Source organism: Pseudonocardia adelaidensis (genome assembly GCF_039543345.1).
Lineage (GTDB): Bacteria > Actinomycetota > Actinomycetes > Mycobacteriales > Pseudonocardiaceae > Pseudonocardia > Pseudonocardia adelaidensis.
On the sequence record NZ_BAABJO010000023.1, the window covers coordinates 102,819 to 115,923 of the forward strand.

Genomic DNA, 13,105 nt, shown 5'->3' on the forward strand with positions numbered 1-13,105 from the left:
ACAAACTTCGTGATCCCGTGATAGAAGGCGGTTATCGAGTCCGCCGGTAGGCCCGCCCGCGCGGGGAGAGCCGGTAGCCGACCTCCAGGCTCTCCGTCAGCCCCAGCTCCTTGAGCTTGCGGACGTCGCGCTTGAACGGCAGCGTCTCGCGCCCCATCCGGACGGCCAGGTCGGGGGCTCGGACGCCCGGGTTCTCCGCGATCAGCTCGAGCACCGCCGCGGTCCACGGCCCGTGGGGCGATCCGCGGTCCATCCGCGCCAGCCGCGCGTCGATCTCGGCGCGGTCGGCCCGCGACAGCCGCCGCTTCGCCCGGAGCGCCACCCGCGGGTCCGGCCCGGCCAGCCGCACCCCGACCCGGTACAGCTGCCCGTCGCCGCGCTGCGCCCGCTGCAGCGCCGCGAGGTCGGCGAACCCGGCGGCGCGGGCGTCCCCGGGCGTCAGGCCGGCCTCCTCGACCGGCTCGACCGAGGTGAACTCCAGGACGCCGACCGCCGTGCGCTGCGTGCCGCCGACGCGGACGCGCGGCCGGTCCCAGCGCCGGAACACGCACGTGACGCTCCCGGCGGCGATGGCGTCGAGGACGGGGCGGCGGATCAGCACACGTCACATCGTGCCTGCGGTCCCGTCTGTGCAGAACACATAGACTGGGGAGAAGCCCCATGAACCATCGCCGGGAGGAGCGCTGCCGTGAACGCCGACGAGCGCCGCTTCGCCGTACTGCGAGCGATCGTTGCGGACTACGTCGCCACCCACGAGCCCGTGGGTTCCAAGATGATCGTCGAGCGCCACAACCTGGGCGTCTCCAGCGCCACCGTGCGCAACGACATGGCCGTTCTCGAGGAGGACGGGTTGATCGCCCAGCCGCACACCAGCGCGGGACGCGTGCCCACCGACAAGGGCTACCGCCTGTTCGTCGACCGGCTGGCGCAGGTCAAGCCGCTGTCGGCGGCGGAGCGGCGCGCCGTGCAGGCGTTCCTGGACGGCGCCGTCGACCTCGACGACGTGCTGCGGCGCAGCGTGCGGCTGCTCGCCCAGCTCACCCGGCAGGTCGCGGTGGTGCAGTACCCCACGCTCACCCGCTCCACGGTGCGGCACTGCGAGATCGTCATGCTCACGCCTGCCCGGCTGATGCTGGTGCTCATCACCGACAGCGGCCGCGTCGACCAGCGGGTCGTCGACCTCGGCGACGTGGTCACCGACGACGCCGTGGCGCAGCTGCGCACCCTCGTCAACGGGGCGCTGGTCGGCCGCCCGCTCGCGGTGGCATCCGCCGCTGTCGCCGAGCTGCCCCACAGCGCGCCCGCCGAGCTGCGTGACGTCGTCATCGCGGTGTCCACGGTGCTGATCGAGACGCTCGTCGAGCACCCCGAGGAGCGACTGCTGCTGGGCGGCACGGCCAACCTCACCCGCAGCGTCGCCGACTTCCCGCACTCGCTCCGCCAGGTGCTCGAGGCCCTCGAGGAGCAGGTGGTGGTGCTCAGGCTGCTGGCGACGGCGCGGGAGCCGAACACGGTCACGGTGAGCATCGGCGAGGAGAACGAGGCCGAGGAGATGCGCGACACGTCCGTGGTGTCCATCGGCTACGGGCCGGGGACCGTGCTCGGTGGTATGGGTGTCCTCGGGCCCACGAGGATGGATTACCCCGGATCGATCGCGGCGGTGCACGCGGTGGCCCGGTACGTAGGTGAGATCCTGGCTGGACGCTGACGCGCGGCGACGAGCCGCATCCGGAGCAGTACTGATCGAGAAGGACCATGGGGAACGCGCACGTGGTACGGGACTACTACGGGACACTGGGCGTCACGCCAGACGCCGGCCCCGACGAGATCAAGCGGGCCTACCGCAAATTGGCGCGTGAACTGCACCCCGATGTGAACCCGGATCCGGCGGCGCAGGAGCGCTTCCGCGAGGTCAGCGCCGCGTACGAGGTGCTGTCCGATCCGGAGAAGCGCCGGATCGTCGACCTCGGCGGCGACCCGCTGGGCAACGGCGGGGGCGGGGCCGGCGCGGCCGACCCGTTCAGCGCGTTCGGCTTCGGCGACATCATGGACGCGTTCTTCGGCGGCCAGGGCGGCGGCCGGGGGCGGGGTCCGCGCAGCCGGGTGCAGCCGGGTGGTGACGCCCTGATCCGCATGCGGCTCACCCTCGAGGAGTGCGCGAGTGGCGTCACCCGCGACCTGACCGTCGACACCGCCGTGCTCTGCAGCGAGTGCACGGGGTCGGGCTGCGCACCGGGCAGCGCGCCCACGATGTGCGACATCTGCAACGGGCGGGGCGAGGTGCAGAGCGTGCAGCGCTCGTTCCTCGGCCAGGTCGTCACGTCGCGGCCCTGCCCCAACTGCCGCGGCTTCGGCGAGGTCATCCCCGAGCCGTGCCGGCAGTGCGGCGGCGACGGACGCGTCCGCTCGCGGCGCACCGTCGGCGTGCGCATCCCCCCGGGGGTGGCCGACGGCATGCGGGTCCGGCTGGCCGGGCAGGGCGAGGTCGGCCCCGGCGGCGGCCCCGCGGGCGACCTCTACGTGGAGGTCGAGGAGGAGCCGCACGACCTGTTCACGCGTGACGGCGCCGACCTGCACTGCACCGTGCAGCTGCCGATGACGGCCGCGGCGCTCGGCACCACGCTGCCGCTGCCCACCCTCGACGGCACCGAGGAGCTGCACCTGGAGCCGGGCACCCAGTCCGGCACCGTGCGCACGCTGCGCGGCAAGGGCATGCCGCGGCTGCGTTCCACCGGCCGCGTCGACGGCCACGGCGACCTGATGGTGCACGTCGACGTCGCCGTGCCCACCAAGCTCGACGCCAAGCAGACCGAGCTGCTGCGCCAGCTCGCTGCGCTGCGCGGCGAGGAGCAGCCGGACCTCGCGGGCGGCAACCGCAACGGGCACGGGATCTTCTCGCGGCTGCGCGACTCGTTCGGTCGATGACCGTCACCGTCGGCGGGCTGCCCACCTGGTACGCCGAGTACGGCGCCGGGGATCCGCTGGTCTACCTGCACGGCGGGTTCTCGAGCTCGCGCGAGTTCGCGCCCGTGTGCGACGCGTACGCGGCGCGGTTCCACGTCTTCACACCCGACCGGCGCGGGCACGGGCACACCCCCGACGTCCCGGGCCCGTTCACCTACGAGATCTACGCCGCCGACACGGTCGCGTTCCTCGACGAGGTGGTCGGTGGGCCGGCCCATCTCGTCGGCTTCAGCGACGGCGCGATCACCGCCCTGCTCGCGGCGCTGTCCCGCCCCGACCTCGTGCGGCGGATGGTGCTGATCAGCGGCCAGTTCCACCGGAGCGGCCTGCTGCCCGCCTTCTTCCACGGGCCGGACGCGGTGGCCGAGCTGCAGGCCACCCCGCTGGCCGCGATGTACGCCGAGCAGTCCCCGGACGGCGCGGACCACTTCGCGGTGGTCGCGGCGAAGGGCATCGAGAACGCGCTCACCGGGCCGACGCTCACGGCCGAGCAGCTCGCCGGGGTGGCCGCGCGCACCCTCGTCATGTCCGGCGACGACGACGCCGTGACCCTGGAGCACACGATCGAGATGTACCGGTCGCTACCGCGCGCCGAGCTGGCCGTCGTGCCCGGCACCTCCCACCTGCTGCCCATGGAGAAGCCGGCGCTGGTCACGCGGCTCGCGCTGGACTTCCTCACCACGGACCCGGCGCCGACTCTGGCGCCCATCCGACGCGCGTGACCACCGCGCCCCTGTTCCTGCTCGAGCCCCTGCCGGCGGCGGGCCCGGCCCGGCTGGACGGGCCGGAAGGCCGGCACGCGGCCACCGTAAAGCGGCTGCGGGCCGGCGAGGCCGTGCTCCTGTCCGACGGCCGGGGCGGGCTCGCGCACGCCGTGGTCGACGCCACCGGGCGCGACACCGTCGATCTCACGATCACCGGGCGGACCGACGCCGAGCCGCCCGCTCCCCGGGTGCTGCTGGCCCAGGCCCTCGTGAAGGGCGACCGCGGCGAGCTGGCCGTCGAGCTCGCCACCGAGGCGGGCGTGGACGGGATCCTGCCGTGGCGCGCCGCCCGCTGCATCGCCCGCTGGGAGGAGGGGCCGCGCGGGGAGAAGGCGCTCGCGCGCTGGCGCAGCACGGTGCGCGAGGCGGCGAAGCAGGCCCGCAGGCCGTGGCTACCGGTCGTCGAGGAGCCGCTCGGCACGGCGGCACTCGCCCGCCGGGTCGCCGCAGTGGACCTGGCGATCGTGCTGCACGAGGAGGCCTCCGAACGGCTCGCCGACGTGTCGTTGCCCGCCGGGGGCGAGCTGCTGCTCGTGGTCGGGCCGGAGGGCGGCGTCACCGACGCCGAGATCGACGCGCTGGTCGCCGCCGGTGCGCACCCGGTGCGGCTGGGCCCGGAGGTGCTGCGCGCATCCACCGCGGCGGCCGTGGCGCTGGGCGCTTTGGGGGTGCTCACCACGCGCTGGGGGTGACATCCCTCGTCATAAGGGTGAGACCGGGTTCTCCCAGGTAGTGGCGGATGTACGGTTCCGGTTCCGTGCCGCGGGTGTTCGCACCCACGGGGCCGTCGGCGAGGTTCCCCCAGCCGGCGGAGCCACGCCGCGGTGGGCGTACCCCCCACGTCCGCCGCGGCGTGGCAACCAACGTGTCATGCTCGCCCCGTGCCGGCCGACTCGATCCGGATCGCCTACGGCGACCACCCCAGCCAGTTCGGCGAGCTCGCCCTCCCGGCGGGCGAACCGCGCGCCGTCGTCGTGGTGGTGCACGGCGGGTTCTGGCGGCAGCGCTTCGGCCTCGAGCTCGGCAGGCCGCTCGCCGCCGACCTCGTCGCGGCCGGGTACGCGGCCTGGAACATCGAGTACCGGCGCGTGGGCGGGGAGGGCGGATGGCCTGCGACGTTCGAGGACGTCGCCGCGGCGCTCGACCTGCTCGCCGGCCGGGACCTGCCGCTGGACCGGGTCGTCGCCGTCGGGCACTCGGCGGGCGGGCACCTCGCCACCTGGCTCGCGGCGCGCCCCGGCCTGCCGCCGGACGCCCCGGGCGCGGCCCCCGCCGTCCGCCTCTCCGGGGTGGTCAGCCAGGCCGGCGTGCTCGACCTGGCCGACGCCGAGCGGCGCGGGGTGGGCAACGGCGCGGCGACCGACCTGCTCGGTGGAGGCCCGGACGACGTGCCCGAGCGGTACGCCCTCGCCTCGCCGGTGGAGCGGCTGCCGATCGGCGTCCGCGTGGTGTGCGTGCACGGCACGTCGGACGTGAACGTGCCGATCCGGCAGAGCGAGCGGTTCGTGGCAGCGGCAGGCGACGAGGCCGAGCTGGTGACCCTCCCCGGCGCCGACCACTTCGCGGTGATCGACCCGGCCACCGAGGCGTGGAAGGCCTGCCGGGACGGGGTGGAGCGGCTGCTCGGGTGACGGAGCCCGAGCCAGGTTGGTCGATCGTGCGCGACGATGTGCGTCTCACCGGTAGCATTCGCGCATGACCAGCAAGGACAAGCTCATCGAGCTCGTCGAACAGCTGCCGGACGACGAGGCGGCCGAGCTGCTCGAACTGGCCACGCAGCTCTACCTGCTTCCTGCGCGGCGGCGCCCGCTGCCGGCATTCGTCGGGATCGGTGACAGCGGTCGGACCGATGTGTCCGAGCGCGTCGATGATCTGCTCGGGGATGGCTTCGGGCGCAGCTGACCGGTGGTCATCGTTGATACTGGCGTGCTTTACGCACTCGCGGACCGGCGCGATGCGCATCATGCGGCATGCCTGCGCTGGTTGATCTCGGCCCGGCCGCCACTGCTCGTACCGCCGCTCGTCGTTGCCGAGGCGTGCTACCTGATCGGTGGGCATCTGGGCCATGAGGCAGAGGCCGCGTTCCTCGACGGGCTGAAGCCAGGTGGATCCTTCGCACCGGCAGAGCTCCTGCCCGCCGATCTCGCCCGGATGGCGGTGCTCGTTCGCCGCTACGCCGAGCTACGTCTCGGCGGCACGGATGCGTCGGTCGTCGCCCTGGCCGAGCGCCTCGGCGTGGACCAAGTGGCGACGGTCGACCGGCGCCACTTCTCCGTGGTGCGGCCGGCGCACGTCGATGCGCTCACGCTCTTGCCCGTCGAACTCTGACAGGAGCCAGACATGCGCCGCATCCCATAGGTTTGGGCCGAAGCCAACCGCCCGCCTGAGTCTTGGGAGGCCCCCGTGTCCGTGCTCTCCGACCTGCTCGCGGCGCTGCGCGACCGCACCGTCGAGGTCGTCGACCTGACCGCGCAGCTGCAGGCCGACACCCCGGTGCTGCAGCTCCCCCCGCCGTTCGCCAACGCGTCGCCGTTCGGGCTCTCCGAGATCAGCCGCTACGACGACCGCGGCCCCGCCTGGTACTGGAACGACATCCATACCTCCGAGCACACCGGCACCCACTTCGACGCGCCGGTCCACTGGGTCACCGCGAAGGACGGGGAGAACATCGCGCAGGTCGCGCCGCAGAAGCTGCTCGCGCCTGCCGTGGTGCTCGACTTCGCCGACCAGGCCGCCGCGAACCCCGACCTCCTGCTCGAGATCGAGCACGTGCGGACCTGGGAGAAGGAACACGGGCCGCTGCCCGAGGGCGGGTGGCTGCTCTACCGCACCGGGTGGGACGCGCGCAGCGCGGACGCCGACGCGTTCCTGAACGCGGGCGCGACGCCGGGGATCTCGGTCGAGTGCGCGAAGTGGCTCGCCGAGGAGACGCCGATCATGGGGCTCGGCGTGGAGACGGTCGGCACCGACGCGGGCGCGGCGCACGGCTTCGACCCGCCGTTCCCCTGCCACAGCTTCCTGCTGGGCGCGGGCAAGTACGGGCTCACCCAGCTGCAGAACCTGGCCCAGCTCCCGCCCACCGGGGCCGTGGTGGTGGCCGGTCCGCTGCCGATCGTCGGCGGCTCGGGCAGCCCGGCTCGAGTCCTCGCACTGGTGGAGCGGCCCTGATGACGGTCGCCGAGCTCGTCGGGCGGGCGCTCGCAGAGCTGGGCGTCGGGCACGCGTTCGGGGTGGTGGGCAGCGGCAACTTCCACGTGACGAATGCGCTGCGCGACGGTGGTGTGCCCTACGTCGCGGCGCGGCACGAGGGCGGCGCCGCCACGATGGCCGATGCCTACGCCCGCACGAGCGGGCGCGTCGGCGTGCTCTCGGTGCACCAGGGCTGCGGGCTCACCAACGCGCTGACGGGGATCACCGAGGCCGCCAAGAGCCGCACCCCGATGCTGGTGCTCGCCGCCGACACCGGCGCGGCGGCGGTCCGCTCGAACTTCCGGATCGACCAGGACGCGCTCGCCCGCTCGGTGGGCGCGGTGCCCGAGCGCGTGCACTCGCCCGGTTCGGCGCTCGCCGACGTCGTCCGCGCCTACCGCACGGTCGTGGAGCAACGCCGGACCGTGGTGCTCAACCTGCCGCTCGACGTGCAGGAACAGCCCGCGGACGCCGGGCCGGTGCCCGCCGTGCGGCCGCTCGCGCCGGTCCGCCCCGGCGCGGAGGCGGTCGAGGCGCTCGCCCGGCTGATCGCGGCGGCGGAACGGCCCGTCTTCGTCGCGGGCCGCGGAGCCCGCGGTGCCGGTGACCCGCTGCGGGAGCTCGCGGCCGCGTCCGGCGCGTTGCTGGCCACGTCCGCCGTGGCGGCCGGGCTCTTCGCCGACGACCCGTGGTCGCTCGGGATCTCCGGCGGCTTCGCCACCCCCCTCGCGGCAGAGTTGATCTCCGGCGCCGACCTCGTCGTCGGGTGGGGCTGCGCGCTCAACATGTGGACGATGCGCCACGGGGCGCTCATCGGTCCCGACGCCACGGTCGTGCAGGTCGACCTCGACGCCGACGCGATCGGTGCGAACCGGCCGGTTCACCTGGGCGTGCTCGGCGACGCGGCGGCCACCGCCGTGGACGTGCTGGCCGCACTCGACGGCCCCCGCACCGGCTACCGCACGCCGCGCGTCGAAGCCGCGATCGCGGAGCGGGGCCGCTGGCGCAGCGAGCCGTACAAGGACCTGGGCGGGCCCGACGGCATCGACCCCCGCACGCTGTCCACCGCCCTCGACGACCTGTTGCCCGCCGAGCGGACCGTGGCCGTCGACTCGGGGAACTTCATGGGCTACCCCAGCGCCTACCTCCGGGTGCCCGACGAGCACGGCTACTGCCTCACCCAGGGCTTCCAGTCGATCGGGTTGGGCCTCGCCACCGCGATCGGTGCGGCGTGCGCCAGGCCGGACCGGCTCGCGGTCGCGGCGCTGGGCGACGGCGGTGCGCTGATGGCGGCGGCCGAGCTGGAGACGGTGGTGCGGCTGGGCCTCCCGATGGTGGTCGTGGTGTACGACGACCGTGGCTACGGCGCCGAGGTGCACCACTTCACCGGCGAGGACCACACCACCGTCGCCTTCCCGGACACCGACATCGCCGCCATCGGCCGGGGCTACGGCTTCGAGGCCATCACCGTGAACGGGCAGGCCGACCTCGACGCGGTCGCGCGCTGGGTGGCCGGGCCGCGGGACGCGCCGCTGCTGGTACACGCCCGGATCGCCTCCGACGGCGGCTCCTGGTGGCTCGCGGAGGCGTTCCGGGGCCATTGACGAACGACTTCACACACCGAGCCCGGGCTTCGCACAAGGCCCGCCCTGTGTGGAGTCCGGGCCGGGTCTGTGGAGTCGTGCGGAGCTGCGGTGTGGCAACCACGACCCCCGGCCGAGCGTCTTCCCTGCACGGTGGAGTCGTCGGCAGGGGAAGAGATCATGGACGGATCGCGGATCGCGGCGACAGCGGGTGTTCTGCTGGCGGGGGTGGGGCTGCTCGTGGGGTGCGCCGGGCCGTCCCAACCCACGGGCGTGGGGGAGACGACCGCGGTACCGGCCACCGCGGCGTCCACCGCGGCACCCGCGCCCGCATCGCCCGCGGCCCCGGCACCCGCCGGGGGCGGGGAGGAGAGGCCGCCGGACGTCGTCACCAGCGACCCGCGGTGCGCGCCCGCCCAGCTCGAGGGCCGGATGGAGCCGGGTGACCCGGGGGCCGGGCACCGCGCGGCGACGCTCGTGGTGACGAACACGTCGACCAACACCTGCACGCTCTACGGCTACGGCGGCGCCGAGCTCTACACCGCGAGCGGCGTGCCGATCCCGACCAGGTTGACCCGGCTGCCCGACCCCGCGCCGGCCCTCGTGCGGCTGCTGCCCGGGTCGAGCGCCCGGAAGGACCTGAGGTGGACCGTGGTGCCCACCGGCGACGAGCCGGTGGACGAGCCGTGCCAGGTGCCGGCCAGTCAGCTCCGCGTGATCCCTCCGGACGAGACCTCGCCGTTCTCCGTGATCTGGGACCTCGGGCCGGTCTGCGACGGCGGCCGGCTGGACGGCAGCGCCTTCTACGCCGGGTGACGGTGGACGCTGACCATCCGTGACTCCGGTGGCGAATAGGATGGGCCTGCATTCGAGACGATATTAGGACCAAATCATATGAGTTCCGTACGAGTTGGTCACCGCCGCCTCACGAGGGCGGTCAAGGAGTCGCTGCGGGAGCTGCGCACCCAGCTCTCGCTGGTCCACCACCAGGTGGGGACGAAGGTCGCGCTCAAGGACGTCGACCTGGACTGCCTCGAGCTGATCGGCAGGCACGGCCCGCTGAGCCCGAGCGCCCTCGCCCGCCGCGCCGGGCTGCACCCCGCGACGATGACGGGCGTCCTCGACCGGCTCCAGCGCGGCGGCTGGATCGTCCGCGAGCGGGACCCGGCGGCGTCGGACCGGCGGGCGGTCGCCGTCCGCGCGGTGCGGGGGCGCAACGCCGAGCTGTTCCGCCTCTACGCGGGGATGAACACCGCGCTCGACGAGCTCTGCGCGGGTTACACCGAGGCCGAGCTGGAGCTGATCGCCGACTTCCTCCGCCGCACGACCGCCGCCGGGCGGACGGCGGCCGCCGAGCTGGCGGGGGAGTAGCGACGCGCCGCTCCGACGGAACGCAGAGCGACGGGCGCGTGGCCACACACATCGTGTGGGGTCGGCGCACACGTCCGGGCGTGTGCGCGGTGCCGGATGGATGTGTGCGGCGGCCGCGACCTCGCTCTCCGCTGGTCGGGGTCAGCCCTTGATCCCCGTCTCCGCTACTCCCTGCACCAGGTAGCGCTGCAGGAAGACGAACACCAGCACCAGGGGCACGATCGAGATCAGCGCGGCCATGAACACCTGGTGCAGGTTGATCGTCTGCGCCGTCATCAGCGTGGAGAGCGAGACCTGCACCGTCCACATCGACCGGTCCTGCCCGACGACGAGCGGCCACAGGAACTGGTTCCACGATGCGATGGCCGTGATGACCGAGATGGCGGCGAAGAAGCCCAGCGAGTTCGGCACGACGATCCGCCAGTAGACGCCGAGGTGGCCGAGACCGTCGATGCGCCCGGCCTCCTCCAGCTCGCGCGGGAAGTTGAGGAAGTACTGCCGGAAGAGGAACGCGGTGAACCCGCTGAACAGCACCGGGACGATGATGCCCTGGTAGGAGTTCACCCAGCCCAGCCGGGACACGATGATGAAGCTCGGCACGAACGTCACCGCGGGCGGCACCATCAGCGTCAGCAGCACCGCGTAGAAGATCGGCGTGGCGAACCGGAACGGGATGCGGGCCAGCGCGTACCCCGCCATCGACGAGAGCAGCACCGTGCCGACGGTCTGCGTCACCGCGATGAACGCCGAGTTGAACAGGGTGCGCGCGTAGTTCGCCGACGAGTCCTCGAAGACCTCGGCGATGTTGCCCCACCGCAGGGAGGTCGGGAAGATCGTCCAGTCGACGCCGGTGATCTCCTTGTCGGTGGCGAGCGCGTTGCGCAGCATCAGGTAGAACGGCAGCAGGAACAGCACCGTCGCGACGACCAGCGCGGCGTACCGCGCCACGGTGCCGGGAACGCTCGACTGGTTCACTCGGGCCTCCCGAACCCGTACACGCGGTTCTGCAGCAGCGTCACCAGCACGATCAGGCCGGCGAGGATCATCGCGCCCGCGCTGCCGTGGCCGTAGTCCTGGTTGCCCTGCGCGGTGTAGTAGAGGTAGACGAGCGGCGGCCGGGCGAGCGAGCTGTTGCCCAGCAGGTTGTAGAACTCGTCGAAGGCCTGGTAGGCCGCGATCAGGTTGAGCAGCAGCACCGCCACCGACGTCGTCCGCAGCTGCGGCAGGGTGATGTGGCGGAACGTCTGCCACCCGGCCTTGGCGCCGTCGACGTAGGCGGCCTCGTAGAGCTCCGGCGAGATCCGCTGCAGGCCGGCCAGGAACAGGATGATGTAGAAGCCGAGCTGCAGCCACAGCCGCACGGTGGCGATCACGAGCCAGTACCACGGCGGGTTCACCGACGACAGCCACGCGATGTTCTCCACCCCGAACAGCGAGAGCACCTGGTTGGCCAGCCCGAACCGCACCCCGTTGAAGATCGACAGCTTCCAGACCAGCGAGGCGACGACGTACGAGCACGCCGTGGGCAGGAAGAACGCCGACCGGAAGAACGCCCGCGCGATCGTGATCTGGTTCAGCAGCACCGCGAGCAGCAACGACAGCACGAACGTGAGCGGCACGATGATCGCGGCGAAGATCGTGAACGTCCACAGGCTGTCCAGGAACGGCCCGGGCGTGAGCAGGTCGATGTAGTTCTGGAGCCCGACGAACTCGCGGGCCTGCACGGTGTTCTGCGCGCGGTTGAAGCTGAGGACGAAGCTCCACGCGATCGGCAGGTACACGAACACGACCAGCCCCGCGAGGAACGGCCCCATGAAGAGCCAGAACGCCGGGGTGGCCCCCATGCTCCCGCGGCGGCGCGGGCGGGCGCCCACCGCGCGCGCCGCCGCCGGGGGCGTCTGTACCGCAGTCACGCCGCGAGGCGGGCCAGCTCGGCCTCGACCGTCTGCTGCGCCTTGGCGAGCTCGGCGTCGATGTCGCCGCCCCCGCGCACGATCGCGGTGGCGGCATCGGCGAAGGCCGACTTCATCTTCGGCGTCCACATCGGGTTCGGCGCCACCGCGGACTCGTTGAAGATGCGCAGGGCCTCGGCGGCCACGCCTTCCTGCAGCTTCTGGGCGCCCGCGGCGATGCTCTTGCGGGGCGGGATGTGGAAGCCGTAGTTGAGGTTGAAGTCCTCCTGCGCCTGTGCGTTGTCGATCCACAGCCACTTGACGAAGTCCTTGGCCATGTCGACGTCCGTGGCCTTGGCGCTGACCATCGACGTCCAGCCGCCGAGGAAGGTGACCGGCTTGCCGACCGTGGCGCTGAGTGCGGGCCACGGCACGATGCCGACGTCGTCGCCGAAGGTCTCCAGGATCTTCGGCATCGCCCACAGCCCGGTCCACTGCATGGCGCAGAGCTCCTGGGTGAACGCCGACGGGTCCCAGAAATCGGTGGGCGCCCCGAGCAGGATCGAGCCGCTCTGGGCGAGCTGTTGCAGCTTGCGGAACGAGTCCTTCGCCTCGGGCGTGGTGAAGCCGACCTTGTTGTCCGCGGTGAGGTTCGCCGTGCCGGCCGACCACAGCACGAGGTCGAGCAGGGCACCGCCACCGAACGCCGGGGTGACGCCGGCGTCGTTGCCGATGAACAGGCCCTTGACACCGTTCCGGTCCAGCGCGCGGGTGGCGTCGATCAGCTCGTCCATCGTCTTGGGCGGCTGCACGCCCGCCGCGGCGAGCAGGCTCTTGCGGTAGTAGAGGAACCCGGTGTCGTCGACGATCTTGACGCCGTAGACCGACCCGTCGAGCGACGTGGCGGTGATGTCGGTGCCGGTGTAATCGTCCCGCACCGGCCCGACGATGTCGTCGAGCTCGACGATCTGCCCGCTGCGGACCATGTCCGCGTTGAGCTGGTACTCGAACACGTCCGGGCCGTTGTCGGACAGCAGCCCGGACGACAGCTTCGACTCGTAGTCACCGGGCGTCCACTGCACCTCGACGGCGGCCTTGTCGTAACCCTGGGCGTACCGCTGCACGGCCTGCTCGGTGCCCGACTCGCCGTACAGGTGGTACCACTGCTTGAGGGTCGGCTTGCCGCCGCCGGACCCTCCGCCGCTGTCGAGACCGCCGCTGTCGCCACCGCAGGCCGCCAGCGCGCCGCCGAGGCCGAGGGCGCCGACGAGCGACAGGAACGTCCGCCGAGTAGACGCGGGCATACTCGGCAAATGGGATTTCTGCGGTGGCATACTGGCCT

Annotated in this window: 15 protein-coding genes; 11 read left to right on the forward strand and 4 right to left on the reverse strand. The window is 72.7% G+C overall.

All coding sequences use genetic code 11. The annotated features are described in order from the left end of the window. Positions 1-31: 31 nt before the first annotated feature. Positions 32-601 (reverse strand): ASCH domain-containing protein, encoded by a 570-nt coding sequence (locus ABEA81_RS27160; RefSeq protein ID WP_345608457.1) that lies wholly within the window; start codon positions 599-601, stop codon positions 32-34. Between the two features lie 87 nt (positions 602-688). Here ABEA81_RS27160 and hrcA point away from each other — a divergent pair, with 87 nt between their 5' ends. The 11 genes from hrcA to ABEA81_RS27215 all read left to right on the forward strand — a co-directional run bounded on the left by hrcA (position 689) and on the right by ABEA81_RS27215 (position 9,871). After that, positions 689-1,708 carry a heat-inducible transcriptional repressor HrcA gene (hrcA, locus tag ABEA81_RS27165; protein ID WP_345608459.1) on the forward strand — a complete coding sequence of 340 codons (1,020 nt, stop codon included), beginning with the start codon at positions 689-691 and terminating at the stop codon, positions 1,706-1,708. Positions 1,709-1,770: 62 nt separating this feature from the next. After that, a complete protein-coding gene (gene dnaJ, locus ABEA81_RS27170; RefSeq protein ID WP_345608543.1) occupies positions 1,771-2,925 on the forward strand; it encodes a molecular chaperone DnaJ in 1,155 nt (384 codons plus the stop codon). After that, positions 2,922-3,686 (forward strand): alpha/beta fold hydrolase, encoded by a 765-nt coding sequence (locus ABEA81_RS27175; protein ID WP_345608461.1) that lies wholly within the window; start codon positions 2,922-2,924, stop codon positions 3,684-3,686. The genes dnaJ and ABEA81_RS27175 overlap by 4 nt, the downstream gene beginning before the upstream one ends. Continuing rightward, on the forward strand, positions 3,683-4,420 hold the full coding sequence (locus tag ABEA81_RS27180) for a 16S rRNA (uracil(1498)-N(3))-methyltransferase (protein ID WP_345608463.1): 738 nt from the start codon (positions 3,683-3,685) through the stop codon (positions 4,418-4,420). Before ABEA81_RS27175 ends, ABEA81_RS27180 begins: the two co-directional genes overlap by 4 nt. Before the next feature lie 189 nt (positions 4,421-4,609). Continuing rightward, positions 4,610-5,359: an alpha/beta hydrolase family protein gene (locus tag ABEA81_RS27185; protein WP_345608465.1), complete on the forward strand. Its 750-nt coding sequence runs from the start codon at positions 4,610-4,612 to the stop codon at positions 5,357-5,359. A gap of 64 nt (positions 5,360-5,423) precedes the next feature. Beyond that, positions 5,424-5,630: a hypothetical protein gene (locus ABEA81_RS27190; protein ID WP_345608467.1), complete on the forward strand. Its 207-nt coding sequence runs from the start codon at positions 5,424-5,426 to the stop codon at positions 5,628-5,630. Positions 5,631-5,633: 3 nt separating this feature from the next. Next, complete coding sequence (locus tag ABEA81_RS27195; RefSeq protein WP_345608469.1) at positions 5,634-6,056, forward strand: type II toxin-antitoxin system VapC family toxin; 423 nt, start codon at positions 5,634-5,636, stop codon at positions 6,054-6,056. Between the two features lie 75 nt (positions 6,057-6,131). After that, positions 6,132-6,896 (forward strand): cyclase family protein, encoded by a 765-nt coding sequence (locus tag ABEA81_RS27200; protein WP_345608472.1) that lies wholly within the window; start codon positions 6,132-6,134, stop codon positions 6,894-6,896. Further along, complete coding sequence (locus ABEA81_RS27205; protein ID WP_345608474.1) at positions 6,896-8,521, forward strand: thiamine pyrophosphate-binding protein; 1,626 nt, start codon at positions 6,896-6,898, stop codon at positions 8,519-8,521. The genes ABEA81_RS27200 and ABEA81_RS27205 overlap by 1 nt, the downstream gene beginning before the upstream one ends. A gap of 159 nt (positions 8,522-8,680) precedes the next feature. Further along, positions 8,681-9,316, forward strand: coding sequence for a DUF4232 domain-containing protein (locus tag ABEA81_RS27210; RefSeq protein WP_345608476.1), 636 nt, complete (start codon positions 8,681-8,683; stop codon positions 9,314-9,316). A gap of 78 nt (positions 9,317-9,394) precedes the next feature. Next, positions 9,395-9,871: a MarR family transcriptional regulator gene (locus ABEA81_RS27215; RefSeq protein ID WP_345608478.1), complete on the forward strand. Its 477-nt coding sequence runs from the start codon at positions 9,395-9,397 to the stop codon at positions 9,869-9,871. A 141-nt stretch (positions 9,872-10,012) separates the two neighbouring features. On the opposite strand, the gene ABEA81_RS27220 is transcribed toward ABEA81_RS27215, so the two are convergent. From ABEA81_RS27220 to ABEA81_RS27230, 3 genes are all read right to left on the reverse strand, one after another. After that, positions 10,013-10,759 (reverse strand): carbohydrate ABC transporter permease, encoded by a 747-nt coding sequence (locus ABEA81_RS27220; RefSeq protein ID WP_345608545.1) that lies wholly within the window; start codon positions 10,757-10,759, stop codon positions 10,013-10,015. An 83-nt stretch (positions 10,760-10,842) separates the two neighbouring features. Beyond that, positions 10,843-11,715 carry a carbohydrate ABC transporter permease gene (locus ABEA81_RS27225; RefSeq protein ID WP_345608547.1) on the reverse strand — a complete coding sequence of 291 codons (873 nt, stop codon included), beginning with the start codon at positions 11,713-11,715 and terminating at the stop codon, positions 10,843-10,845. 65 nt (positions 11,716-11,780) lie between these two features. Further along, complete coding sequence (locus ABEA81_RS27230) at positions 11,781-13,067, reverse strand: ABC transporter substrate-binding protein (protein WP_345608480.1); 1,287 nt, start codon at positions 13,065-13,067, stop codon at positions 11,781-11,783. Between the last annotated feature and the right edge of the window lie 38 nt (positions 13,068-13,105).